We start from the raw sequence: 22,328 nt of genomic DNA on the forward strand, positions 1-22,328 counted from the left end.
GAAGGCCGCCGGGACACGTGTCCGAGGAGCGGCCCTCAGACCCAGATCGCCGCCGGGATCCCGTCGGAGAAGACCTCCGGCACCTCGGGGAACGACTCCGAGACCCCCAGCGCGTGGCGCACGGCCGTCCACGCCACCGCGCACGCGTCGAGCAGGTCGTCCTCGCCGAACCCGGCCCCGCGGAACCACGCCGGCGCCACCACGCCGTGGGCGGCGAGCGCCTCGCGGCGGGCGTGGACCCCCTCCGCGTCCTTCTTGCGCGCCAGCACGGGCGCGCCGGCCATCCGGGCGAAGCTCACCTCCGGGTGCACCTCGATCACGCGGGTGCCGGGCCGTCCCCGCACCCACGCGTCGACCTGCAGGACCTTCTCGCGCAGGGCGTACGCCTGGGCGCTGACGCTGGTGCGACCACCGGTCGCGGCGAGGTTGGCCGCCCGGGCCGCCTCGTAGGTGCCGGCCTCGACTGCGGCGCGCACGGGGGTGGAGAACACCGAGGAGGTCTTCCCGACGAGCGCACTGCGGGCCTCGGCGTCGGCGCGCCGCCCGGTGGTGTCGGGCAGCCCGATCGGGATGTCGACCGCGACGACGGCCACGTCGTGGCGCTCGCGGACGAGCTCGACGAGGCCGGTGATGTCGGGTGCCACGAAGACCGAGGTGCGGCGCTGCGGGTCGATCACCACGCCGACCCATCCCGCCGGGCAGGCGTCCACCCCGAGCACGGGCGCCGGGGGCGCGAGGACCGGCGGGGGCTCGTCGTCGTCGGCTCCCGCCGGGGCGACGAACCGTGCCGCGGCCTCACCGCTGGTCGCGGCTGCGATGCGCGCGGTCATGACCTCGCTCATCGGCGGCAGCGCCGACAGCGGCCACCACCGCACCTCGCTCGACTCGTCGTCGGCCACGTGGGCCTCGCCCTCGACCCAGGTGCAGGCGAAGGTCAGGTCGAGGTACGTCGCCCGGTCGCCGTTGGCGTGGACGACCTCGCCGTGGACCCCCGTCGAGGCCAGGCGGTCGACCCGGATCCGCACGCCGGTCTCCTCCAGCGTCTCGCGAGCCGCGGCGACCGCCGGCTCCTCGCCCGGGTCGGGGATCCCCGTGACCGGCGTCCAGCTGCCGTCGTCCGCGCGCCGCACGAGCAGCACCTGGTCGGCGCGTCGTACGACCGCCGTGACGCCCGGCAGCCACAGCGGGTCGTGGCCGATCCTGTCCCGCAGGGCCAGGACGAAGTCGGGGACCGGGGTCATCCGGCGGTCAGCGCCTCGACCACGGTCTCCTGCAGGTAGCCCACCCACTCGTAGATGTCGTGCGCCTGCGCGCGGGGGTCGTCGTCGGGCAGCGAGTGCCAGTAGTGCTCGTCCCCGGCCTCCACGCCGAGACGCGTCGCGAGCGCGAGCCGGATGTCGGTGAACGCCCGCATCCAGGTCTCCGCCTCGCCCCGGGTGAGCTCGACGTCGATGACGAGGCCGTCCTCGGTCAGCTCGGGCGGGAGGCCGGCGTCCTCGAGGGTGTCGATGATCGCCCCGGCGGCTGCGGCCTTGCCGTCGCGCAGCCCGCCCTCGGTGAAGCGGCGGAAGTCGGCGGCCGACTCCTCGTCGTCGGGGTAGGCGGTCGGGAAGAGCCGTGCGAGCACGGGGTCCTCGGGGATCGTGGTGGCGCCGGAGAACTCGGCCATCATCGCGTCGAACGTGTCGCCGGTGGGCGCCGCCGGCTCGGCGCGCTCGTTGCGGAGGAGCTCGACCATCTGCGAGGCGAGCGAGCGCAGCAGGTCGGCCTCGAAGCCGCTGAAGGTGGCGATCACCCGGCCGGACCTGCGGTGTCGTTCGAAGCCGCTCACCTCAGGATGCCTTCTCCATCGTCGCCCAGAGTCCGTACTCGTGCATGGCCTGCACGTCGCGCTCCATCTCCTCGCGCGTGCCGGTCGAGACCACCGACTTTCCCTCGGTGTGCACCTCGAGCATGAGCTTCTCGGCCTTGGCCTTGTCGTAGCCGAAGTACTTCTGGAACACGTAGGAGACGTAGGACATCAGGTTGACCGGGTCGTCCCACACGAGGGTCACCCACGGCTTGGCCAGGAAGGTGATCTCGTCGGGCGTGAGGGTCGGCTCGACCTCTACGGGACTGGCGGCTGACACGAGGCCCATCGTGGCACAGTGTGGGTCGTGACGAGCTCACCCCTTGCGTCATCCGCGCTCCTGACCGACCACTACGAGCTGACGATGGTCCAGGCGGCACGGCAGTCCGGAACGGCGGATCGCAGGGCGGTCTTCGAGTTGTTCCCGCGCAGGCTCCCGCCGGGTCGTCGGTACGGCGTCGTGGCCGGCGTCGGGCGCGCGCTGGACGCGATCGAGGACTTCCGCTTCGACCCCGCCGCGCTGACCGCGCTCGAGGGCGTCGTCGACCCCGACATGCTCGAGTGGCTCGGCTCCTACCGCTTCTCCGGCGACGTGTGGGGCTACGCCGAGGGCGAGGCCTACTTCCCCTACTCCCCGCTGCTGGTGGTGGAGGGCACCTTCGCCGAGGCCGTGCTCCTCGAGACCGTCCTGCTCTCCGTCTACAACCACGACTCCGCGATCGCCTCCGCGGCGTCCCGGATGACGCTGGCGGCCGGTGACCGCCCGTGCATCGAGATGGGCTCGCGCCGCACGCACGAGCAGGCCGCGGTCGCGGCGGCGCGGGCGGCCTACGTCGCCGGCTTCGACGCCAGCAGCAACCTGGCCGCCCGGGCCCGGTACGGCGTGCCGTCCACCGGCACCGCTGCCCACTCGTTCACCCTCCTCCACGACGCCGAGGCCGACGCCTTCCGCGCCCAGGTCCAGACCCTCGGGGTGGGCACGACGCTGCTGGTGGACACCTACGACGTCGCCGAGGCCGTACGCCTCGCGGTCGAGGTGGCCGGCACCGGCCTCGGGGCGGTCCGCCTGGACTCCGGCGACCTCGGCGAGGTCGCCCGCGAGGTGCGGGCCCAGCTCGACGGCCTCGGCGCGAGCAGCACCCGCATCGTCGTGACCAGCGACCTCGACGAGCACGCCATCGCTGCCCTCGCGGCGGCGCCGGTCGACGCCTACGGCGTGGGGACGCAGCTGGTCACCGGCTCGGGCCACCCGACGTGCGGCTTCGTCTACAAGCTGGTGGCCCGCGAGGACGACGCCGGCGAGCTGGTGTCGGTGGCGAAGAGGTCGACGGACAAGCAGTCCATCGGCGGGCGGAAGTACGCCCTGCGCCGGCGAGGCCCCAGGGGTGTCGCCGAGGCCGAGGTGGTCGGGATCGGCGCGCCGCCGGAGGACGACGGCGACGACCGTCCGCTGCTCGCGCCCCTCGTGCGGGACGGCGAGGTCGTGGGCCGCGCGACCCTCGAGGAGGCCCGTGCCCGCCACCGTGCGTCGATCGCCGAGCTGCCCCGCGCGATCACGATGATGTCGGCGGGTGAGCCGGTGATCCCGACGGTGCACCTGGGCCCCTGACCGGCGGGGGGTACTTTTTCCCGGTGCCCGACGGGCCCCGCGGCTGCCATCATGCCGACATGGGTCTCGTCGCGCGCGACGCCGAGCTCGCGATGATCGCCGAGGTGCTCGACCGCGAGCCGACCTCGGTGCGCGCCCTGGTGCTCGAGGGTGAGCCCGGCGTCGGGAAGACCAGCCTGTGGGAGCAGGGCCTGGCCGGTGGTCGTGACCGTGGGATGCGGGTGCTGGTGTCGCGGGCCAGCGCGTCCGAGACGGGGCTCCCCTTCGCGGGGCTGATCGACCTGCTCGACGAGGTCGCTGTCGACGAGCTCGCGTCGGTGCCGCCGCCGCAGCTCCACGCGCTGGAGGTCGCGCTCTACCGCGCGGAGCCGGGCGAGCAGCCGCCCACCGAGCAGGTGGTGTCGCTCGCGCTGCTCTCGGCGCTGCGCTCCCTCTCCCGCGAGCGGCACCTCCTCGTCGCCGTCGACGACCTGCAGTGGCTGGACCCGTCGTCGCAGGCCGCCCTCGCCTATGCCGCACGCCGGCTGCAGGACCGGGTGACGGTGCTCCTCGCCCGTCGCCCCGGCCCCCGCAGCGCCCTGGAGGGCGCCTTCGGCGACGAGCGGGTCGACCGTCTCGTGGTGCGCTCGACCACCCTCGGCGGCACGCGGCAGATCCTCGCGAGCCGGCTCGGCCTCCGACTCCCCCACCACCTGCTCCGCCGCGTCTACGACACGACGCTGGGCAACCCGCTCTTCGCCCTCGAGGTCGGCCGGATGCTGGTGAGCACGGACCTGGCGACGGTGGGCGACGAGCTGCCCGTCCCGGATGCCGTCGAGGACCTGCTCGGCCTCCGGGTGGCCGACCTCGACCCGACCGCCCGCCGGCTGCTCCTCGCGCTGGCGCTCGACGCCGACCTGCGAGCCCCGCAGCTGCGCGAGCTCGCCGGGCAGGAGGCGCTGGACCACGCGACCGCCACCGGTGTCGTCGACCTGGACGGGGAGCGGGTGCGGCCGGCCCACCCGCTGCTGGCCGAGGCCGCCCGGCGCGCGGCGTCGCCGGACGACGTACGACGCCTGCACGCCGACATCGCCGACGTGGTCACCGACGCCCAGCGCCGGGTGCTGCACCTGGCCCTGGCCGCGACCGAGCCCGACCGCGGCCTCGCCGCCCGTCTCGACGGGGCGGTCGCGCGGGCCACGGCCCGGGGTGCGATCCGGCTGGCCGCCGACCTCGCCGGCCATGCCCTGCGCCTCACCCCGCCCGGCGACGCCGACGCGGGGCGGGTGATGCTGCTGGCCAAGCTGCTGCAGATGGCCGGTGAGAAGCAACGCCTCACCGACCTGCTCACGCCCCGCGCCGCGAGCCTCCCCGACCGGGCCGACCGGGTGCGCGCCCACGTGCTCCTCACCGGCGGCGTCGTGCACGGCAACGACGACATCCTCGCGCTCCTGCAGCGCGCCCTCGACGAGGCCGGCGACGACCACGCCCTGCGCCTGCGGGTGCTGTGCCACCTCGCCGAGAACGAGGCGGTGATCGAGGTCCGCAACGTGGCCGTCGCCGACGCCCGAGCCGCCGAGGCGGTGGTCGCGTCGGCCTCCGGGTCGGCGGGCGGCCAGCGGCTGGCGCTGTACACCCGGGTCTGGACCTCGGCGTTGCGCGGCCGGCCCCTCGACGACCTCCTCGAGCGCTACGACGCCATCGCGTGCGACTCGACCTACCTGGCCCGCACGCCCGGACGCGTCGTGGGCCAGCAGCACGTGTGGCGCGGGGAGCCGGGACCCGCGCGCGAGCGGTTCGAGGCGTACCGCTCGCTCGCCGCCGACCGGGGCGAGCCGAACCCCTACGCGCTCGCCCGGCTCCACCTGTGCGAGCTCGAGCTGCGCCTGGGCCGGTGGGACGACGCCGAGGCGCTGCTCGACGAGTGGGCGACCTCGATCGACAGCAGCCTGCTGCACTGGCCGATGTACGAGCGGTGCCGCAGCCTCCTCGCCGCCGGCCGCGGGGACGCGACCGGCGCCCGCGAGTGGGGCGAGCGCGCCGTCGCGCAGGCCGAGGAGACCGGGATCCGCTGGGACTGGCTCGAGGCGACCCGCGCGCTCGGCGTCGCCGAGCTCCTCGACCACCACCCCGAGGAGGCGGTCGGTCACCTGCGCGCCGTGTGGGCGCACACGAGGGAGCAGGGGGTGCTCGACCCCGGGGCCTTCCCCGCTGCACCCGACCTCGTCGAGGCCCTGGTCGACACCGGGGCGCCGGACGACCTCGACGACGCCTGCGCGGTGGTCGACGCGCTGCGCGAGGCCGCCGACCTGCAGGACCACGCGTGGGCCCGGCTCTCCGCCGGTCGCGGCGCCTCGACCGTCTCGCTCGCGGGCGCGTGGTCCGACCACGAGGCACAGGCGCTGGCCGGCGTCGCCAGCGCGTACGACGAGCGCGGGCTCGCGGCCGAGGCGGCCAGGACCTGGCTCGCGCTGGGTCGCGCGCAGCGGCGCGCGCGCAAGTGGGGCGGCGCGCGTGACTCCCTCGAGCGAGCGGTGCGCCTCTTCGAGGAGCAGGGCGCGCCCGGCTGGGCGTCCACCGCCCGCGCCGACCTCGAGCGGGTGGGCGCGCGGCGCCCGGGCACCCCCGGGCGCCTCACCACCACCGAGCGGCGCGTGGCCGACCTCGCGGTGCAGGGACTGGCCAACAAGGAGATCGCGCGGACGCTCGTGGTCACCGTCAGCACGGTGGAGTTCCACCTCCGCAACGCCTACACCAAGCTCGGGATCCGCTCGCGGATGGAGCTCGCCCCACGCCTCGAGGAGCTCGACGGCTCGACCCCCTGAGCCACCACCGGCGGCGGACCCGGGCTGTCAACTGGGGTTGTTCCCGGGGTCATTTCCTCGGGTGATCCGCAGTTTCGGCGCCCCCACCCGGGCGAGCACCGTGGAGACATGGCCGAGTACCTCGTCGAGCTCTACGTCGCACAGGGCGACCCCACCGTCGCGCAGCACCACGTCGCGGTGGCGGAGCGGGCCGGCGCCGACCTGACCCGCGAGGGCCGGGCGGTGCGCTACCTGCAGTCGTTCTTCGTCCCCGAGGACGAGACGTGCTTCCTGCTCTACGAGGCCGACTCGGCCGACCTGGTCACCGAGGCGGTGGGGCGGGCCGGACTCCGGCTCGAGCACGTCTCGGCGGCCACCACGTCCGTCGCCGGCGCACAGGAGTCGCCGGACGGCACCACGAAAGGAACCAGCATGACCAGCACCACCACCAGCACCACCACCGGTCCCGACCTCTCCGAGCTGCGCGACAAGCAGCAGAAGGTGTGGAGCAGCGGCGACTACAACAAGATCGCCGCCCTCACGGTCCCGGTGTCCGAGCACCTGGTCGACCACGTAGGGGTCAGTCCGACCGACCGCGTGCTCGACGTCGCGACCGGCACGGGCCACGTCGCCCTCGCCGCCGCGCGCCGATCGGCCGAGTCGGTCGGCATCGACTACGTGCCCGGGCTCCTCGAGATCGCCCGCCGCCGCGCGGAGGCGGAGGACCTGGTCGTCGAGCTCACCGAGGCCGACGCCGAGCACCTCCCCCACGAGGACGCCTCCTTCGACGTCGTGCTCTCCGCGATCGGCGTCATGTTCGCCGCCGACCACGACGCGGCCGCGCGCGAGCTGGTCCGGGTGACCCGCCCGGGCGGGCGCATCGGGCTCGCGAGCTGGACGCCGGAGGGGTTCGTGGGCGGCATCCTCCGCACGGTGGGCGCGCACGTCTCGCCCCCTCCGGGTGCGCAGCCCGCCACGAGGTGGGGCACGGAGGAGGTCGTCGCCGGACTGCTCGGCGACGGCGTCACCGACGTCCGGTCGGTGACTTCGACGGTGACGCAGCGCTTCACCGACGGCGCCGGGTTCGCCGACCTGTTCCTCACCTACTACGGACCCACGTTCGCGGCGGCGAGCCGGCTGGACGACCAGGGGCGCGCCGCGCTCCGGGCCGACCTCATCGCGCTCGCCGAGTCGCACGACCGTGGCGAGGGTGACGGCCTGGTCTGCGACTGGGAGTACCGGATCGTGACCGCGACCCGTCGCTGACGCCGGGGCCCGGGGTTCCCCGGCAGCAGCCCTCCCCTCACCCCCTGCGGGTGACGGGAGGGCTGCTCACGCGTCCGCGGTCCCGCTAGCCTCGGGGAATGGCTCGTGCCCTGATCGTCGTCGACGTCCAGAACGACTTCTGCGAGGGCGGCTCGCTGCCCGTCCAGGGCGGCGCCCTGGTGGCGGCGGGCATCAACGACCTGCTGCACCGATGGCACTCACGGGCCGACGACGCGCCGTCGTACGACGTCGTGGTCGCCACCAAGGACCACCACGTCGACCCGGGGGCGCACTGGTCGGTGAAGCCGGACTTCGTCGACTCGTGGCCGGTGCACTGCAAGGTCGGCACCGAGGGTGCGGCGTTCCACCCCAACCTCGACCCGCAGCCCTTCGACGAGGTGTTCTACAAGGGCGAGCACGAGGCCGCCTACAGCGGCTTCGAGGGGCGTACGTCGTCGGGCGACCCGCTCGCCGACTGGCTGCGCTCGCGTCGGGTGGAGGAGGTCGACGTGTGCGGCATCGCCACGGACCACTGCGTCCGCGCGACCGCGCTCGACAGCGCGCGGGGGGGCTTCACCACCCGGGTGCTGACCGCGCTGTGCGCCGGCGTGGCCGAGGAGTCCACGGCCGCGGCGATCACCGAGCTGGCCGGGGCCGGCGTCGAGATCGCCTGAGCCGCCCGCTGGTGCTCAGCACCACTTCTCGGTGACGGTGCGCAGCACCTTCACCGTGCGCGCGGTGCCCTTCCCGAGCGCCGCGACCTCCTTCGACGCCAAGAGCTTCGAGGTGTGGATGTTGCCCTCGAGCAGGACGTAGGCGGCACGGCCGTCGACCACGATGGTCTCCCCCTCGTGCTCGAGCGCGTGGGCGGCCGCGACGGCCGACGCGGTCGGGGCGGCGGAGTAGAGGGTGACGTAGTGCTGGCCCGACGGGTCGTGCTGGGCGTGCAGCTCCTCGGCCCGGGCGGTCAGCGCGGCGAGGTCCTTCGTGGTGAAGACGACCGTGGGGACCTCGAAGCCGGCCGCCGCGGCGTACGCCTCCTCCAGCGCTGCCCGCACCTTGGCCACCGAGCGTGCCGAGTGGGTCAGCCGGACGTTGCCGGTGTTGATGTAGGTCTCCACGTCCCGGCCGCCCGCGGCCTCGGTCGCAGCCTTGATGGCGTCCTTGGGGAACTTCCGCGTCGCACCGAGGTTGATGGCGCGGAGGAAGGCGACGTAGGTGGGCACACCCGGAGTATGCCCACGCGAGTCCCAGGTCACACCCGGTCTAGGCTGGCCCGCATGAAGACTCGAGCCCTCGCGACCGGTATCGCCGTCGCCTTGACCCTCGCTGCTGCGGGGTGCGCCAAGGACGACACCAGCACGACCACGGAGTCGGGCATCACGCTCGTCAAGGACGGCACCCTGACGATCTGCACCCACCTGCCCTACGAGCCGTTCGAGTACACGGACGGCGGCAAGACCGTGGGCTTCGACCCCGACGTGCTCAAGATCGCGGCCGACGCCAACGACCTGCAGACCTCTGTCATCGACATCTCGTGGGAGACCATCGTCTCGGGCGAGGCGCTCAACACCGGCAAGTGCGACGTCGCAGCCGGCGCCATGACGATCACCGACGAGCGCGCGGCCGTCATGGACTTCAGCGACCCCTACTTCGAGGCGACCCAGGCCCTCATGACCAAGACCGGTTCGGGCATCACCTCGCTCGACCAGCTGTCCGGCAAGACCATCGCCGTGCAGGACGCCACGACCGGCGCCGACTACGTCAAGGAGAACGCACCCGAGGACGCCAAGATCGTCTCCTTCGAGGACTCGGCCCTGATGGAGGCAGCCGTCAAGACCGGCAAGGCCGACGCCGGCGTCAACGACAACGGCCTGCTCGCCTACTACGTCAGCCAGAACGACGACGTGGAGATCACCACCGAGTTCAAGACCGGTGAGGAGTACGGCTTCTCGGTCAAGAAGGGCGGCAACCAGGCCCTCCTCGACGCGATCAACGAGGGCATCGCGAGCCCGGAGTACGACGAGGTCTACAAGAAGTGGTTCGGCGACGCACCCACCAGCTGACCTGCGACCGAGAGAAGGGTTGACCTGAGATGGCGAGTCCCCGACAGCGTGCCGCGCGGATGCGCGTCGTCCAGTACGTCGTGCTGGTGGCGCTGCTGCTCGCAGTGCTGCTGCTGGCGGACTGGGGCGAGCTCAAGAGGGCGATGTTCGACCCGGACATCGTCCGTGAGCAGTTCCCCGACGTCATCACGATCGCCCTCAAGAACACCCTGATCTACACCGCGTGCGGCTTCACGTTCGGCCTGGCGCTCGGCCTCGTCCTGGCGCTCATGCGCCTGTCGAGCGTGGGGCCGTACCGGTGGATCGCCACAGGCATCATCGAGCTCTTCCGCGGCCTGCCCGCGCTCGTGGTCTTCCTCGCCCTCTCGGTCGGCGTGCCGCTGGCGTTCCCCGACCGCGAGATCCCGTTCGGCAACCTCGGCACCGTCACGCTGGCGCTCGGCCTCGTCGGCGGCGCCTACATGGCCGAGACGATCCGCGCCGGCATCCAGGCCGTGCCGAAGGGCCAGATGGAGGCGGCGCGCACGCTCGGCATGTCGCACTCGCGGGCGATGATCAGCGTCGTCATCCCGCAGGCGTTCCGGATCATCCTGCCGCCGCTGACCAACGAGCTGATCCTCCTGACCAAGGACTCCTCGCTGGTCTACATCCTGGGTCTTTCGTACAACGAGTACGAGCTGACCAAGTTCGGTCGCGAGGGGATGAACACCTCCGCCAACCTGACCCCGATCATCGTCATCGGCCTGTGCTACCTGCTGATCACGGTGCCGCTGTCGATCGTCGTACGCCGCATGGAGAGCCGCGCGGAGAGGGCCCGCTGATGACCGAGACCACCCCGTCCACCGATCCCGACCGCTCCACCGCGGCGATCGACGTCCAGGACCTGCACAAGTACTTCGGCGACAACGAGGTGCTCAAGGGCATCGACTTCCACGTCGCCCACGGTCAGGTCGTCTGCGTGATCGGCCCGTCCGGGTCGGGCAAGTCCACGCTGCTGCGCTGCGTCAACATGCTCGAGACGCCCACCAGCGGCAGGATCTTCGTCGAGGGCGCGGAGATCACCGACCCCGACGCCGACGTCGACAAGCTGCGCGCCCGGATCGGCATGGTCTTCCAGCAGTTCAACCTGTTCCCGCACATGACCGTGCTGCGCAACCTCACCATCGCGCAGGAGAAGGTCAAGGGGCGCAAGAAGGACCAGGCCGTCGAGATCGCACGTGCCAACCTGGCCAAGGTCGGCCTCTCGGAGAAGGAGTCGGCCTACCCCGCGCACCTCTCCGGCGGCCAGGCACAACGCGTGGCCATCGCCCGCGCGCTCTCGATGGACCCCGACATGATGCTGTTCGACGAGCCGACGTCCGCGCTCGACCCGGAGCTGGTCGGCGACGTGCTCGCGGTCATGAAGGACCTGGCCTCCGAGGGCATGACGATGATGGTGGTCACCCACGAGATGGGCTTCGCCCGCGAGGTCGGCGACAACCTCGTCTTCATGGACGACGGCGTCATCATGGAAGAGGGTGACCCGCGCGAGGTGCTCGCCGACCCGCGCCACGAGCGGACGCGGTCGTTCCTGTCGAAGGTGCTCTAGGCCGGTGTCCCCGGGCTAGGCCCGCTTGCACTGGCTGGGCGGGGTGGTGGCCGGGTCGAAGACGTACTTCGGCGGCGTGATGCTCGTGCCGTCCGGCGACTCCTTCATCGTCATCGCCCACCAGCCCGCCTTGCGGGTGTCGATCGCGGCGAGCTCCTCCTCGGGGAGCGCGTTCCACATGTTCTGGACGTCGACGCCCACCTCGATCAGGTGGCCGTGCGGGGTGACCACGGCCCTGGCCTCGGTGTCCTCGAGCGCCGCCGGCACCGACGGGAACAGCCCGCGGGGCATGCCGGTCAGCACCGCCGTGGCGGGCACGCCCACGGCGACGCCGTCCCCGGCGAGCTTGACCGCCCGCGCCGAGGTGACGGGCCACGTCGGGTCGAGGTCGGTGGGCAGCGCCCAGCTGCGCCCCTCCTCGTCGTCGGTGATGTCGGCCCAGCAGTCCGCGGCGTTGGGGCCCCAGACCTCGCTGTTGAAGTAGGTGCGGCCCGCGACGACGAGGTAGTCGACCTGCTGGACGTCGCCACCGATCGCGGAGTCCATGGACAGCTCGCTGTAGCCGGTGGAGGGGCTGTAGCGACCGTCGAGGTCGAAGATGCGCTTGCCCCCGTTGTCGGGGTTCTTGGTGAGCAGCTGGCCGTGCCACTCCACGATGCCCATCGCGTCGACCTGGCCGTTGATGGCGTCGAGCTTCTCGCCCTCGAGCATGAAGTCGTCGCCCTTGGTGGCGGCGGCCTCGCCGGACCCGCCGCAGGCGCCGAGGGTGAGCACGAGCCCGACGCCGAGGGCGGAGGCCCACGCTGCGTTTCGACGACGTGCCACTGGGTCTCCCCGATCAGGTCGTGACGAGCTCCGTGCTCGATCTCGCTCGGAGCCTAGGACCGGGTCCGGGGGCTGTCAGGGGAATCACGAGATCTTGTCCGAGCGGGCCATCCGCCGGCTCAGCCGGCCATCCACCCGCGTGCGGCGCCCACGACCGCGTCGGTGAGGTCGTCCACCAGCGCGGACCCGAGCCGCCAGTGCTGCCAGAAGAGCGGCACCTCGGGCCGGCGCCCCGGCACCAGCTCGACGAGGTCGCCACGGTCGAGCTCGAGGACGACGTCGGACTCCGGGAGGAGACCCCACCCCATGCCCACCCGGATCGCCCGGTCGAACTCGCGCACCGACGGCAGGTAGGTCACCGGCGGCGCCAGGTGGCGCCGCGTCACGCGTCGGACGAAGTCGTGCTGGAGCGAGTCGCTGCGGTCGAACGCCACGATCGGCGCCTCCGCCAGCGTGGCCGACCCGACGCCGTCGGCGAAGTGGGTGGCGTGGAAGTCGCGCGTGGCGACCGCGGCGTACCGGAGCCGCCCGAGGCGCACCACCCGGCAGCCGGGCACGGGCTTGGGCTCGCCGGTGATGGCTGCCACCACCTCCCCGCGCCGGAGCCGCTCCGCGGTGCGGGTGTGGTCCTCACGCACCACCTCGAAGACCACGCGGTGCCGCGACTGCACCTCGGCCAGGGCGTCGACGAACCACCCGTAGAGCGCGTCCGCGTTGACCGCGATCGGGAGGGAGGCGTACGCCGTCCCGCTCGCGTCGGCCTCCTCGACGAGCTCGGCGACGGCCTCCCGCTCGAGGAGCTCGGTCTGCGTGGCCAGGCGCACGAGCACGAGGCCGGCCTCGGTGGGCTCCAACGGCTTGACCCGGTGCAGCAGCACGCGGCCGATCCGGGTCTCGAGCGCCTTGATGCGCTGGCTCACCGCCGAGGGCGTCACGTGCAGCTCGCGGGCGGCCGCCTCGAACGTGCCGAGCCGCACCGCGACGGCCAGTGTGCGCAGGGCCACAGGGTCGAGCTGGGTGATGTCTTTCATACCAAGACATCCTAATGATTCCTCAAAATCCTTCGCTGGATTGAATGCCCTCCGCGACCTAGCGTTGTCCTCATGTTCCAGGTTGCTCTCACCGGTCTGCTCACCGGACTCGCCCTCATCGTCGCCATCGGCGCGCAGAACGCATTCCTCCTGCGCCAGGGCATCCGCGGCGAGCACGTGCTGCCGATCGTGCTGACCTGCCTGGTCTCGGACGTCGTCGCGATCACCGCCGGAGTGGCCGGCCTCGGGGTCGTGCTGGAGCGATGGCCTGCGGTCCTGCCGGTCGCCCAGCTGCTCGGCGGCCTCTACCTGATCGCCTTCGGCGTGCACGCCGCGATGCGGGCGTGGCGTCCGGCTGCGCTCGAGGCGGGCGAGTCGACCTCGCTCACCGCCGGTCGCGCGGTGCTGCTGACGCTGGCCCTCACCTGGCTCAACCCGCACTTCTACCTCGACGCCGTGCTCATGCTCGGCACCGTGGCCAACAGCTTCGGCACCGACCGCTGGTGGTTCCTCGCCGGCACCCTCGTCGCCAGCCTCCTCTGGTTCTTCGGCCTCGGCTACGGCGCCCGCCTGCTGCGCGGCCTCTTCGCCCGTCCCGGCGCCTGGCGCGTCCTGGACACGGGCATCGCGGTCGTCATGGGCACGCTCGGCGTGGGGCTCATCGCGCACTGATCGATGGCGCTCGCTCCGCTCGCGCGTGCTGCGGGGTGTGACGCGTCCCTCAGGCCCCGGCGTGGATTTACATAGCCTTCCTATGTAACCATCGAGGAGTGAGCCCCGACCCCACCTTCCACAACCTCGCGAGCGACCTCGTGGTGCTCTCGGCGCGGCTGACGCGCGCGGTGCGTCGCGAGGTCGAGCACCCCGCGGGAGCCCGCGCGCTGTCGATCCTCGACGAGCTCGGGCCCGCCGGCGTCACCGCGCTCGCCGTGGCCGACCGGTGCAGCCAGCCGACCATGACCGCGACGGTCAAGGGCCTGGAGGAGCAGGGTCTGGTGAGCCGGCGCCCCCACCCGACCGACGGCCGGGCGCAGGTCGTCGACCTCACCGACGCCGGCCACGCCGAGCTCGCGCGCATCCGCCGGCTCAACGCCGAGCTGGTCACCGCCCGGCTCGCCGACACCGACCACACCGCCGAGGAGGTCGCCACCGCAGTCGCGGTCATGCGCGACATCCTCCGCCCGAACCCCCAGGAGGACACCCTGTGAGCAGCCCCTCGATCCTTCGCCAGCCGCGCGCCGTGTGGGCCGTGGCCTTCGCGTGCGTCATCGCCTTCATGGGCATCGGCCTCGTCGACCCGATCCTCAAGGAGATCGCCGCGCAGCTCGAGGCCACGCCCAGCCAGGTCTCGCTGCTCTTCACCAGCTACATGGCCGTCATGGGCGTCTCCATGCTGGTCACCGGCGTGGTCTCCAGCCGGATCGGGCCCAAGCGCACCCTCCTCGCCGGCCTCGCCCTCATCATCGTCTCCGCCGCCCTGGCCGGCCTCTCCGACAGCGTCGGCGCGGTGATCGGCTTCCGGGCGGGGTGGGGCCTGGGCAACGCTCTCTTCGTCGCCACCGCCCTGGCGACCATCGTCAGCGCGTCCGCCGGCCCGGTCGGCCAGGCCATCATCCTGTTCGAGGCCGCGCTGGGGCTGGGCATCGCGTCCGGCCCGCTCATCGGCGGGCTCCTCGGCGAGGTGTCGTGGCGCGGGCCCTTCTTCGGCGTCTCCGCCCTCATGACGGTCGCGCTCGTCGCGACCGCGTTCTTCCTCCCCTCCACTCCCCCGGCCGGACGGCGCACGTCGCTGCTCGACCCGTTCCGGGCGCTGCGGCACCGGGCGCTCCTCCTGCTCGCCCTCGTCGCGATCTTGTACAACCTCGGCTTCTTCACCCTCATGGCCGCGGGCCCGTTCGCGCTGCCGACGTACTCGATCATGGGCATCGGCTGGACCTTCTTCGGGTGGGGCCTGCTGCTGGCGGTCACGTCGGTGTGGCTCGCCCCGGTGCTGCAGCGACGCTTCGGCACCCTGCCCACGCTCACCGCCGTCCTCGCGCTCTTCTCGCTCGACCTGGCCGCGATGGCCCTCGGTGCGGGCAACGAGACGGTGGTGACCGCCGGCATCGTGGTCGCCGGGGCCTTCCTCGGCGTGACCAACACCCTGGTGACCGAGGCCGTCATGGGAGCCGCTCCCGTCGAGCGGCCGGTGGCCTCCGCCGCCTACTCCTTCGTCCGGTTCACCGGCGGCGCCGTCGGGCCCTTCGTCGCGCTCAAGCTCGCGGAGCGGGTCGACCTGCACGCACCGTTCTGGTTCGGCGCCGCCGCCGTCGCCGTCGGGGTGGTCGTGGTGGCTGCCGGCTCGCGCACCATCGCCGCGGCCCTCGGGTCCGAGCCGACGCACCACGGGGTCGTCGAGGCGGAGAGCGAGCTCGTCGGCGACCTCGCCTGAGGCGGCGCGAGCGCGTCTCCCCCACGGCGCGGGCGCGGCGTACTAGCGTCGCGCCCATGCCGTGCGACTACTGCGGGGAAGAGTTCGACCCCATCTCGACCCGCTGGCTGTGCCCGCACTGCCACATGAAGGCCAACTGCTGCGACGGAGCGCCGCTCTAGCCGTCGTCGGCGAGCCCGCTCCCCTGTTCGGCCAGCGCCTCGCCGAGCCGGACGATCGCGATCGGCCCGACGCCGTGCATCGCGGCCAGCTGCTCCGCGGAGTACGACGCCACCTGCTCGAGCGTCGTCACCCCGGCCTCGCGCAGGGCGCGGGTGGCGGGTGCGCCGATGTTGCGCGGCAGGGGCGTCCCCTGCTCGCGCGGCGCGCGCACCCGGGGGGCCGGGAGGCCGGCGTCGACCACGGCCTCGCCGCGCGGTGAGAGCAGGTAGCCGATCGCCAGCGACTCGGTGAGGCCGAGCTCCTTGAGCTTGCGGACGTCCTTCTTGAAGTCCTGCGTCTCCCGGCCCACCTGCGCCGCCAGGTCGGGCGCGCGAACGGTGGGGTTGCGGTCGATGAGGTCGAGCGTCGCCCGCGTCCACGCGCCGTGGGACGACGCCGCGTCGAGACGGTCGAGCCGGGCGTTGATCGCCGCGAGCTCGTCGGCGTCCGGGACCGTGGCCCGCAAGGCCTCGCGGGGGTCGGGACCGGCGTACGCCAGCCCGATCCGCCAGGCGGGGTCCTCCGAGCGGGCCGCGAGCCCCTGCTTGAGCGCCGCCAGTGACGGCGCGCCGGCCCGGCGGGCATCCTCCGCCCGCAGGGCCGAGACGCTGACCTGCTCGAGGCTGGTCACCTCGACCACCCCGACGGCCGTGCGCATGCGGGTGCCGACGACCACCCGCGGCTTCGCCCACCGGCGGAACGCCAGGTCGATCGTGCCCGCCTTGATCGCGGCCAGCTCGGCCGGTCGGATCATCATGCGCCTCAGCCTAGGGCCCGGCCGGAGCGGTGCCCCAGCCACATTTCGCGCGCGTCGGAGGTGGCCCAGGCACCGCTCGGACGACGACACGCCACACAGACGGCCCGAGCGGTGGCCCACCCACATTCGGCGCGTATGGAATGTGGGCGGGCCACCGCTCGGGTGAGGGAGGCGACGGTCAGAGGTTGCCGCGGGCGTCCTGCTCGCGCTCGATGGCCTCGAACAGCGCCTTGAAGTTGCCCTTGCCGAAGCCGAGGGAGCCGTGGCGCTCGATGAGCTCGAAGAACACCGTGGGCCGGTCGCCGAGGGGCTTGGTGAAGATCTGCAGCAGGTAGCCGTCCTCGTCGCGGTCGACGAGGATGCCGCGCTTCTGCAGCTCCTCGATCGGCACGCGCACCTCGCCGATGCGGGCGCGCAGCTCGGGGTCCTCGTAGTAGGAGTCGGGGGTGTTGAGGAACTCCACGCCGTTGGCACGCAGGGCATCGACGGTGGCGAGGATGTCACCCGTGGCCAGGGCGAGGTGCTGGGCGCCGGGGCCGTTGTAGAACTCGAGGTACTCGTCGATCTGCGACTTCTTCTTCGCGACCGCCGGCTCGTTGAGCGGGAACTTCACGCGGTGGTTGCCGTTGGCGACGACCTTGGACATGAGCGCGGAGTAGTCGGTGGCGATGTCGTCACCGATGAACTCGGCCATGTTCACGAAGCCCATCACCTTGTTGTAGAAGGTGACCCACTCGTCCATCCGGCCGAGCTCGACGTTGCCGACGATGTGGTCGAGGGCCTGGAACAGGCGCTTGGGCTGGTCGGCCTTCTTCTCCCAGCGCGGCTCGACGGCCACGTAGCCGGGGAGGTACGGCCCGGCGTACGTCTCGCCGTCGACGGTGCGCTGCACGAGGGTGTGGCGGGTCTCGCCGTAGGTCGCGATCGCAGCGACGCGGACCTTCCCGTGCTCGTCGGCCACGGTCTCCGGCTCGACGAGGACCGTCGCGCCGGCCTTGCGGGCCTGCGCGATGCACTGGTCGACGTCGGGGACCTCGAGGGCGATGTCGACGACGCCGTCACCGTGCTTGGCGTGGTGGGCGATGAGGTCGCTGTCGGGCGCGACGGCACCACTGAGGACGAACTTGATGGAGCCGGACTTGAGCACGTACGACTTGTGGTCGCGGTTGCCGTTCTCCGGGCCGGAGTAGGCGATGAGGTCCATCCCCCACGCCGAGGCGTAGTAGTGGGCCGCCTGCGTGGCGTTGCCGACCACGAAGCAGATCGCGTCCCACCCGGTCACGGGGAACGGGTCCGCGTCGGCGTCGTACTCCACGAGGCCGACGAGCTGGCGCAGCTGCTCGAGGGAGAGGTCGGCCTTCATCTCGTCCACGGTCAGGGCGCCACCGGTCGAGGCGATGTCAGTCGTCATGGGCCGAACCCTGCCCAGTTGCGGCAACGTGTGCAACAGTACGTCGAAACGTCGGACACATTGCACAGCCGAGGAGCCCGGATGGACGAGATCGACGGCAAGGTGATCGACCTCTTCGCCAGCGAGCCGCGGCTGGGCGTCCTCGAGGCGAGCCGACGGCTCGGCATCGCCCGCGGCACGGTCCAGGCGCGGCTGGACAAGCTCGTGGCGGCCGGCGTGATCACCGGGTGGGGACCCGACCTCTCACCCGAGGCGATCGGCTTCCCCGTCACGGCCTTCCTCACCCTCGAGATCCGCCAGGGCTCGGCCGACCGCGGTGGCCACGACGCCGTCGCCGCCCACCTGGCCGGCATCCCGGAGGTGCTCGAGGCCTACACGATCACCGGAGCCGGCGACATGTGGGCGCGCGTCGTCGCCCGCTCGAACGCCGACCTCCAGCGGGTGATCGACCTCGTCCTCACCGAGCCGGGCATCGACCGGTCGACCACCGTCATCGCGCTGGCCACGCAGATCCCCTACCGGGTGGTGCCGCTGGCCCGTGCGGCCGTCAGTCCCCCGCCCGCATGATCATGCAGGTCGACGTCGCGTGCGCGACCAGTCGGCCGGCCTCGTCCGTCAGCTGCGCCTGGGCCAGCGCCGTACGACGACCGCGCTGGATGACCGTGCCCTCGCAGGTCAACAGCCCCGAGTCGACGGTGACCGGGCGCAGGAACTTCACGGTCAGGTCGACGGAGGTGTAGAGCTCGCCGACGGCGAGCGTGGTGTGCACGGCGCAGGCCGCCGCGGTGTCGAGCAACGTGGAGATCACGCCGCCGTGCACGGTGCCGAGCGGGTTGTAGTGGAAGTCGGCCGCGGGCATCTCCACCACGACCCGCCCGGGCTCGGGACGCATGTCGGTGAAGCCGAGCGTGTCCATGATCGGCGGACGCGGCAGCTCGCCGTCCCGCATCGCCTGCAGCTGCTGCAGCCCGTCGAGCCCGAGCAGCCGGTCGAGGTCGGCCTGGCCGGGCGAGGCCCAGGTGACGGTGCGGCTCTCGGTCCTGAACTGCTGGGTCTGCGTCATGGATCCAGCCTCGCACCAGTTGCTGAGTCTGTCAACGAGACCTAGGGTGGGGGTCATGAGCACCTCACCCGCCGCCCTCCAGTGGTCCACCGACAACTGCACGGTCGGCCGGACGATGGAGGTGCTCGGCGAGCGCTGGACCATGGTCGTGCTGCGCGAGGTCTTCAACGGCGTACGCCGCTTCGACGACATGCGACGTCACTCCGGCATCCCCCGCCAGGTGCTCACCAACCGGCTCGCGCTGCTCGTGGACGCGGGGATCCTGCGACGCGAGCCCTACCGCGAGCCGGGCCAGCGCGAGCGCCACGAGTACCGCCCGACCGAGAAGGGCTTCGACCTCTACCCCGTGCTCGTCGCCGTGCGGGCGTGGGGCGACCGCTACCTCGCCGACCCGGAGGGCTCGCCGGTCGAGTTCGAGCACGTCGGCTGCGGCGCCGAGGTCGAGGTGGTGCTGCGCTGCGCCGAGGGCCACGAGGTCACCGGCCGCCGCGACGTCGCCACGCGGCCCGGACCGGGCATCAAGCCGTTCGCCTGAGCCCGGTCTGACGCGGCGGGGACACCGTCAGCGCAGCCGCTCGGCGACGGCCGCCGCGGCCGCGATCACCTGGGGCGCCACGACGTCCTCGTCGATCGCGCCGTCGAGCGTCACGATGCCGACGCTGGCGCGGAGCCCCTCGACGCCCCTGACGGGGGCGGCCAGGCCGCGGGCGCCGGTCTGCAGCTCGCCGCTCGTGACGGCGTACGACGTCTCGTCCTCGTCGACGAGCCCGATGGCCTTGCCGGCCGCGCCCTGCGTGAGCGGGTGGCGGGCGCCGACGCGGTAGGAGACGTGGAAGTCGGTCCACGACGGCTCCACGACGGCCAGCGCGAGCGCCTCCTCGCCGTCGGCCACCGTGAGGTGCGCGGTCGAGCCCAGCGACTCCGCGAGCCCGCGCAGCACCGGCATGGCGAGGTCGCGGAGCAGCGGTTGCACGCCGCTCGCCAGGTGCAGCACGCCGAGGCCGACGAAGAGCCGGGAGCGCGCGTCGCGGCGGACCAGGCCGTGCTGCTCGAGGGTGCTGATGAGCCGGTGGACGACGGTGCGGTTCACCTCGAGCCGGTGGGAGACCTCGGTGACCGTCAGGCCCTCCGGGCTCTCGGCGAGCACGCGGAGGACCCGCAGGCCGCGGTCGAGCGTCTGCGAGGTCTCGGTGGGCACGACGCCACTATGGCAGTCGGGCGCCGGCGAGGCCGCTCAGGAGGTCTTGCGCACGGCCCACTCGCGGATCCGGTTGATCCGCTCGTGCAGCTGCTCGGCGTTGGCGACGGCCGCCGGCGGCCCGCCGCACTCCTTGCGGAGCGCGTTGTGGGTGATGCCGTGGGCCTGACCGGTCCGGTGGTGCCACGCCGCGACGAGTCCGTTGAGCTCGCGCCGCAGCACACCGAGCTGCTGGTGGGTGCTGAGCTCCTGCACCGAGTCGACCACGCGGTCGACGACCCCGTCGGACTTCTGCTTGCGGGCGCGCTCGCTCTGCCGCGAGTGCAGCAGCTCGCGCACCTGGTCGGGCTCGAGCAGGCCGGGGATGCCGAGGAAGTCCATCTCCTCCTCCGAGCCGACGTGCACCTCGCCCGAGTGGCCGAACTGGGCGCCCTCGTAGAGCACGTGGTCGAACGACGCGGTGGACCCGAGCGCCTCCCACGACATCTCGAGGTCGTCTGAGGCCCCGTCCTCGGCGTTGGCCGCGGCGAGGAGGTCCTCCTCGGCGGCGAAGATGTCGTCCTCGTCGGTGACGCGGCGGCCGAGCACGTGGTCGCGCTGCGCCTCCATGTCGGAGGCGAACCCGAGCAGGTGCGGCACCGACGGCAGGAACACCGACGCGGTCTCGCCGCGCGACCGGGCGCGCACGAAGCGGCCCACGGCCTGGGCGAAGAACAGCGGGGTGGACACCGTGGTGGCCCAGACCCCGACGGCGAGGCGTGGCACGTCGACGCCCTCCGAGACCATCCGCACCGCGACCATCCAGCGGTCCTCGGACGCGGTGAACTTCTCGATCTTCCTCGAGGAGCCCTTCTCGTCCGAGAGCACCACCGTGGGCGACTCGCCGCTGATCTTCTTCAGCAGCGCGGCGTAGGCGCGCGCGGACTCCTGGTCACCGGCGATGACGAGTCCGCCCGCGTCGGGCACGTGGCGGCGTACCTCCGAGAGGCGCCGGTCGGCCGCCGCGAGCACCGCCGGGATCCACGACCCGCGGGGGTCGAGGGCCGTGCGCAGCGCCTGCGCGTGCATGTCCTTGGTGAGCGGCTCCCCCAGCCGGGCGACGACCTCGTCGCCGGCGCGGGTGCGCCACTGCATCTCGCCGGAGTAGGCCATGAAGAGCACCGGCCGGACGACGTGGTCGGCGAGCGCGTGGGCGTAGCCGTAGGTGAAGTCGGCCGCCGAGGTCGGGATGCCGTCGTCACCGGGGGCGTAGGTGACGAACGGGATGGGGTTGATGTCGGAGCGGAACGGCGTGCCGGTCAGCGCCAGGCGACGGGTGGCGGGGTCGAACGCCTCGCGCACGCCCTCGCCCCACGACAGCGCGTCACCGGCGTGGTGGATCTCGTCGAGGATCACCAGCGTCTTGAAGCGCTCGGTGCGGATCCGCATGGCGAGCGGGTTGACGGCGACACCGGCGTACGTCACCGCGATCCCGACGTAGTCGTCGGACGTCCGTCCCTTGCCGGCGGAGTAGGCGGGGTCGATGGGGATGCCGGCGCGCGCGGCGGCCTCCGCCCACTGGGTCTTGAGGTGCTCCGTGGGCGCGACGACGGTGATGCGGTCGACGACGCGGCGGCTGAGCAGGTCGGCGGCGACGGTCAGGGCGAACGTCGTCTTGCCGGCGCCGGGGGTCGCCACCGCGAGGAAGTCGCGCGGCTGCCCGGCCTGGTACTTGTCCATCGCCGCCTGCTGCCAGGCGCGGAGGGAGGGCGCGGTGCCCCAGGCGGCCCGGTCGGGCCACGCGGGGGGCAGCGGCGCGTCAGGCCGCCCCGTCACGCCTCGGGACCCGAACCGTCGGAGCCGTCGCCACCGGACTTGCCGGGGTTCATCGACTCCCAGATCTCCTTGCACTCCGGGCACACCGGGTACTTCTCGGGGGCACGCGAGGGCACCCACACCTTGCCGCACAACGCGATCACGGGCGTGCCCATCACCATCGCCTCGGTGAGCTTGTCCTTGGGCACGTAGTGCGAGAACCGCTCGTGGTCACCCTCGTCCGTCGGGACGGTCTGACGCTCTTCGACCGTCTGGGTGCCCGGCGAGAATCCGATGGTGCTCATGATGGGCAAGACTAACGCGAGACCTAGTTGTAGTTCCCACAGAGGTTGTGAACGAGAAGTCGTAGACGAGTAGCGAGGACCTCCAGTACGGAGGGGGTTACCACACCAACCCACCTACTGGAGGTCCTCGTGACTCACGCTAATGCCCCGC

The 22,328-nt window shown here is 72.5% G+C and carries 24 protein-coding genes; 12 read left to right on the plus strand and 12 right to left on the minus strand.

Features of this window, described 5'->3' with window-relative positions; translation table 11 throughout:
• Window positions 1–35: 35 nt before the first annotated feature.
• The 3 genes from NYO98_RS16730 to clpS are packed head-to-tail and all read right to left on the minus strand — an operon-like array spanning window position 36 to window position 2,129.
• Window positions 36–1,241: a DUF429 domain-containing protein gene (locus NYO98_RS16730; RefSeq protein WP_268112860.1), complete on the minus strand. Its 1,206-nt coding sequence runs from the start codon at window positions 1,239–1,241 to the stop codon at window positions 36–38.
• Window positions 1,238–1,831 (minus strand): DUF2017 domain-containing protein, encoded by a 594-nt coding sequence (locus NYO98_RS16735; protein WP_268112861.1) that lies wholly within the window; start codon window positions 1,829–1,831, stop codon window positions 1,238–1,240. Before NYO98_RS16735 ends, NYO98_RS16730 begins: the two co-directional genes overlap by 4 nt.
• Window position 1,832: 1 nt before the next feature.
• On the minus strand, window positions 1,833–2,129 hold the full coding sequence (gene clpS / locus NYO98_RS16740; RefSeq protein ID WP_407673939.1) for an ATP-dependent Clp protease adapter ClpS: 297 nt from the start codon (window positions 2,127–2,129) through the stop codon (window positions 1,833–1,835).
• Between the two features lie 27 nt (window positions 2,130–2,156).
• Between clpS and NYO98_RS16745 the strand changes: the two genes are divergently transcribed.
• The 4 genes from NYO98_RS16745 (at window position 2,157) to NYO98_RS16760 (ending at window position 8,181) form a co-directional block, all read left to right on the plus strand.
• Window positions 2,157–3,458: a nicotinate phosphoribosyltransferase gene (locus tag NYO98_RS16745; protein WP_268112863.1), complete on the plus strand. Its 1,302-nt coding sequence runs from the start codon at window positions 2,157–2,159 to the stop codon at window positions 3,456–3,458.
• 59 nt (window positions 3,459–3,517) lie between these two features.
• Window positions 3,518–6,262 carry a helix-turn-helix transcriptional regulator gene (locus NYO98_RS16750; RefSeq protein ID WP_268112864.1) on the plus strand — a complete coding sequence of 915 codons (2,745 nt, stop codon included), beginning with the start codon at window positions 3,518–3,520 and terminating at the stop codon, window positions 6,260–6,262.
• 108 nt (window positions 6,263–6,370) lie between these two features.
• Complete coding sequence (locus tag NYO98_RS16755) at window positions 6,371–7,507, plus strand: methyltransferase domain-containing protein (RefSeq protein ID WP_268112865.1); 1,137 nt, start codon at window positions 6,371–6,373, stop codon at window positions 7,505–7,507.
• A gap of 98 nt (window positions 7,508–7,605) precedes the next feature.
• Window positions 7,606–8,181 carry a nicotinamidase gene (locus NYO98_RS16760; protein ID WP_268112866.1) on the plus strand — a complete coding sequence of 192 codons (576 nt, stop codon included), beginning with the start codon at window positions 7,606–7,608 and terminating at the stop codon, window positions 8,179–8,181.
• A gap of 15 nt (window positions 8,182–8,196) precedes the next feature.
• Here NYO98_RS16760 and NYO98_RS16765 read toward each other — a convergent pair whose 3' ends face one another.
• The gene (locus NYO98_RS16765) at window positions 8,197–8,733 is read right to left on the minus strand and encodes a DUF1697 domain-containing protein (RefSeq protein ID WP_268112867.1); all 537 of its coding nucleotides are present in this window, start codon (window positions 8,731–8,733) and stop codon (window positions 8,197–8,199) included.
• A 54-nt stretch (window positions 8,734–8,787) separates the two neighbouring features.
• On the opposite strand from NYO98_RS16765, the gene NYO98_RS16770 reads away from it, so the two are divergent.
• The 3 genes from NYO98_RS16770 to NYO98_RS16780 are packed head-to-tail and all read left to right on the plus strand — an operon-like array spanning window position 8,788 to window position 11,161.
• On the plus strand, window positions 8,788–9,573 hold the full coding sequence (locus NYO98_RS16770; protein WP_268112868.1) for a transporter substrate-binding domain-containing protein: 786 nt from the start codon (window positions 8,788–8,790) through the stop codon (window positions 9,571–9,573).
• 29 nt (window positions 9,574–9,602) lie between these two features.
• A complete protein-coding gene (locus tag NYO98_RS16775) occupies window positions 9,603–10,394 on the plus strand; it encodes an amino acid ABC transporter permease (RefSeq protein WP_268112869.1) in 792 nt (263 codons plus the stop codon).
• The gene (locus NYO98_RS16780; protein ID WP_268112870.1) at window positions 10,394–11,161 is read left to right on the plus strand and encodes an amino acid ABC transporter ATP-binding protein; all 768 of its coding nucleotides are present in this window, start codon (window positions 10,394–10,396) and stop codon (window positions 11,159–11,161) included. The genes NYO98_RS16775 and NYO98_RS16780 overlap by 1 nt, the downstream gene beginning before the upstream one ends.
• 15 nt (window positions 11,162–11,176) lie before the next feature.
• Here NYO98_RS16780 and NYO98_RS16785 read toward each other — a convergent pair whose 3' ends face one another.
• A complete protein-coding gene (locus NYO98_RS16785) occupies window positions 11,177–11,986 on the minus strand; it encodes a hypothetical protein (protein WP_268112871.1) in 810 nt (269 codons plus the stop codon).
• Between the two features lie 119 nt (window positions 11,987–12,105).
• Complete coding sequence (locus NYO98_RS16790) at window positions 12,106–13,017, minus strand: LysR family transcriptional regulator ArgP (protein ID WP_268112872.1); 912 nt, start codon at window positions 13,015–13,017, stop codon at window positions 12,106–12,108.
• Between the two features lie 72 nt (window positions 13,018–13,089).
• Here NYO98_RS16790 and NYO98_RS16795 point away from each other — a divergent pair, with 72 nt between their 5' ends.
• From NYO98_RS16795 to NYO98_RS16805, 3 genes are all read left to right on the plus strand, one after another.
• Entirely contained in the window at window positions 13,090–13,689 is a 600-nt protein-coding gene (locus tag NYO98_RS16795) for a LysE/ArgO family amino acid transporter (protein WP_268112873.1), read from the plus strand.
• A gap of 98 nt (window positions 13,690–13,787) precedes the next feature.
• The gene (locus tag NYO98_RS16800) at window positions 13,788–14,225 is read left to right on the plus strand and encodes a MarR family winged helix-turn-helix transcriptional regulator (protein WP_268112874.1); all 438 of its coding nucleotides are present in this window, start codon (window positions 13,788–13,790) and stop codon (window positions 14,223–14,225) included.
• Entirely contained in the window at window positions 14,222–15,448 is a 1,227-nt protein-coding gene (locus tag NYO98_RS16805; RefSeq protein ID WP_268112875.1) for an MFS transporter, read from the plus strand. Before NYO98_RS16800 ends, NYO98_RS16805 begins: the two co-directional genes overlap by 4 nt.
• 157 nt (window positions 15,449–15,605) lie before the next feature.
• Here NYO98_RS16805 and NYO98_RS16810 read toward each other — a convergent pair whose 3' ends face one another.
• Window positions 15,606–16,406 (minus strand): hypothetical protein, encoded by an 801-nt coding sequence (locus NYO98_RS16810; protein WP_268112876.1) that lies wholly within the window; start codon window positions 16,404–16,406, stop codon window positions 15,606–15,608.
• Between the two features lie 178 nt (window positions 16,407–16,584).
• Window positions 16,585–17,817, minus strand: a complete 1,233-nt coding sequence (gene hppD, locus NYO98_RS16815; RefSeq protein ID WP_268112877.1) for a 4-hydroxyphenylpyruvate dioxygenase — start codon at window positions 17,815–17,817, stop codon at window positions 16,585–16,587.
• 81 nt (window positions 17,818–17,898) lie between these two features.
• Here hppD and NYO98_RS16820 point away from each other — a divergent pair, with 81 nt between their 5' ends.
• Window positions 17,899–18,384: an Lrp/AsnC family transcriptional regulator gene (locus tag NYO98_RS16820; RefSeq protein WP_268112878.1), complete on the plus strand. Its 486-nt coding sequence runs from the start codon at window positions 17,899–17,901 to the stop codon at window positions 18,382–18,384.
• Here NYO98_RS16820 and NYO98_RS16825 read toward each other — a convergent pair.
• Window positions 18,365–19,024: a PaaI family thioesterase gene (locus NYO98_RS16825; protein WP_326494451.1), complete on the minus strand. Its 660-nt coding sequence runs from the start codon at window positions 19,022–19,024 to the stop codon at window positions 18,365–18,367. The genes NYO98_RS16820 and NYO98_RS16825 overlap by 20 nt on opposite strands.
• Between NYO98_RS16825 and NYO98_RS16830 the strand changes: the two genes are divergently transcribed.
• The gene (locus NYO98_RS16830) at window positions 18,936–19,415 is read left to right on the plus strand and encodes a winged helix-turn-helix transcriptional regulator (protein WP_268112880.1); all 480 of its coding nucleotides are present in this window, start codon (window positions 18,936–18,938) and stop codon (window positions 19,413–19,415) included. The genes NYO98_RS16825 and NYO98_RS16830 overlap by 89 nt on opposite strands.
• Before the next feature lie 27 nt (window positions 19,416–19,442).
• Here NYO98_RS16830 and NYO98_RS16835 read toward each other — a convergent pair whose 3' ends face one another.
• Genes NYO98_RS16835 through NYO98_RS16845 form a run of 3 tightly spaced genes read right to left on the minus strand, consistent with a single transcriptional unit; the run spans window position 19,443 to window position 22,177 of the window.
• Window positions 19,443–20,078 carry an IclR family transcriptional regulator gene (locus NYO98_RS16835; RefSeq protein ID WP_268112881.1) on the minus strand — a complete coding sequence of 212 codons (636 nt, stop codon included), beginning with the start codon at window positions 20,076–20,078 and terminating at the stop codon, window positions 19,443–19,445.
• Between the two features lie 36 nt (window positions 20,079–20,114).
• Window positions 20,115–21,893 (minus strand): DEAD/DEAH box helicase, encoded by a 1,779-nt coding sequence (locus NYO98_RS16840; protein WP_268112882.1) that lies wholly within the window; start codon window positions 21,891–21,893, stop codon window positions 20,115–20,117.
• Complete coding sequence (locus tag NYO98_RS16845) at window positions 21,890–22,177, minus strand: DUF3039 domain-containing protein (RefSeq protein WP_268112883.1); 288 nt, start codon at window positions 22,175–22,177, stop codon at window positions 21,890–21,892. The genes NYO98_RS16840 and NYO98_RS16845 overlap by 4 nt, the downstream gene beginning before the upstream one ends.
• Window positions 22,178–22,328 lie beyond the last annotated feature (151 nt).

It is taken from the genome of Nocardioides pini (assembly GCF_026712185.1).
GTDB lineage: Bacteria > Actinomycetota > Actinomycetes > Propionibacteriales > Nocardioidaceae > Nocardioides > Nocardioides pini.

Bases quoted from the DNA above. Each gene is read 5' to 3' on its own strand.
- hppD (WP_268112877.1), bottom strand. From the start codon at position 17,817: ATGACGACTGACATCGCCTCGACCGGTGGCGCCCTGACCGTGGACGAG.
- NYO98_RS16730 (WP_268112860.1), bottom strand. From the start codon at position 1,241: ATGACCCCGGTCCCCGACTTCGTCCTGGCCCTGCGGGACAGGATCGGC.
- NYO98_RS16795 (WP_268112873.1), top strand. From the start codon at position 13,090: ATGTTCCAGGTTGCTCTCACCGGTCTGCTCACCGGACTCGCCCTCATC.
- NYO98_RS16780 (WP_268112870.1), top strand. From the start codon at position 10,394: ATGACCGAGACCACCCCGTCCACCGATCCCGACCGCTCCACCGCGGCG.
- NYO98_RS16830 (WP_268112880.1), top strand. From the start codon at position 18,936: ATGAGCACCTCACCCGCCGCCCTCCAGTGGTCCACCGACAACTGCACG.
- NYO98_RS16820 (WP_268112878.1), top strand. From the start codon at position 17,899: ATGGACGAGATCGACGGCAAGGTGATCGACCTCTTCGCCAGCGAGCCG.
- NYO98_RS16810 (WP_268112876.1), bottom strand. From the start codon at position 16,406: ATGATGATCCGACCGGCCGAGCTGGCCGCGATCAAGGCGGGCACGATC.
- NYO98_RS16750 (WP_268112864.1), top strand. From the start codon at position 3,518: ATGGGTCTCGTCGCGCGCGACGCCGAGCTCGCGATGATCGCCGAGGTG.
- NYO98_RS16760 (WP_268112866.1), top strand. From the start codon at position 7,606: ATGGCTCGTGCCCTGATCGTCGTCGACGTCCAGAACGACTTCTGCGAG.
- NYO98_RS16775 (WP_268112869.1), top strand. From the start codon at position 9,603: ATGGCGAGTCCCCGACAGCGTGCCGCGCGGATGCGCGTCGTCCAGTAC.
- NYO98_RS16755 (WP_268112865.1), top strand. From the start codon at position 6,371: ATGGCCGAGTACCTCGTCGAGCTCTACGTCGCACAGGGCGACCCCACC.
- NYO98_RS16845 (WP_268112883.1), bottom strand. From the start codon at position 22,177: ATGAGCACCATCGGATTCTCGCCGGGCACCCAGACGGTCGAAGAGCGT.
- NYO98_RS16770 (WP_268112868.1), top strand. From the start codon at position 8,788: ATGAAGACTCGAGCCCTCGCGACCGGTATCGCCGTCGCCTTGACCCTC.
- NYO98_RS16825 (WP_326494451.1), bottom strand. From the start codon at position 19,024: ATGGTCCAGCGCTCGCCGAGCACCTCCATCGTCCGGCCGACCGTGCAG.
- NYO98_RS16790 (WP_268112872.1), bottom strand. From the start codon at position 13,017: ATGAAAGACATCACCCAGCTCGACCCTGTGGCCCTGCGCACACTGGCC.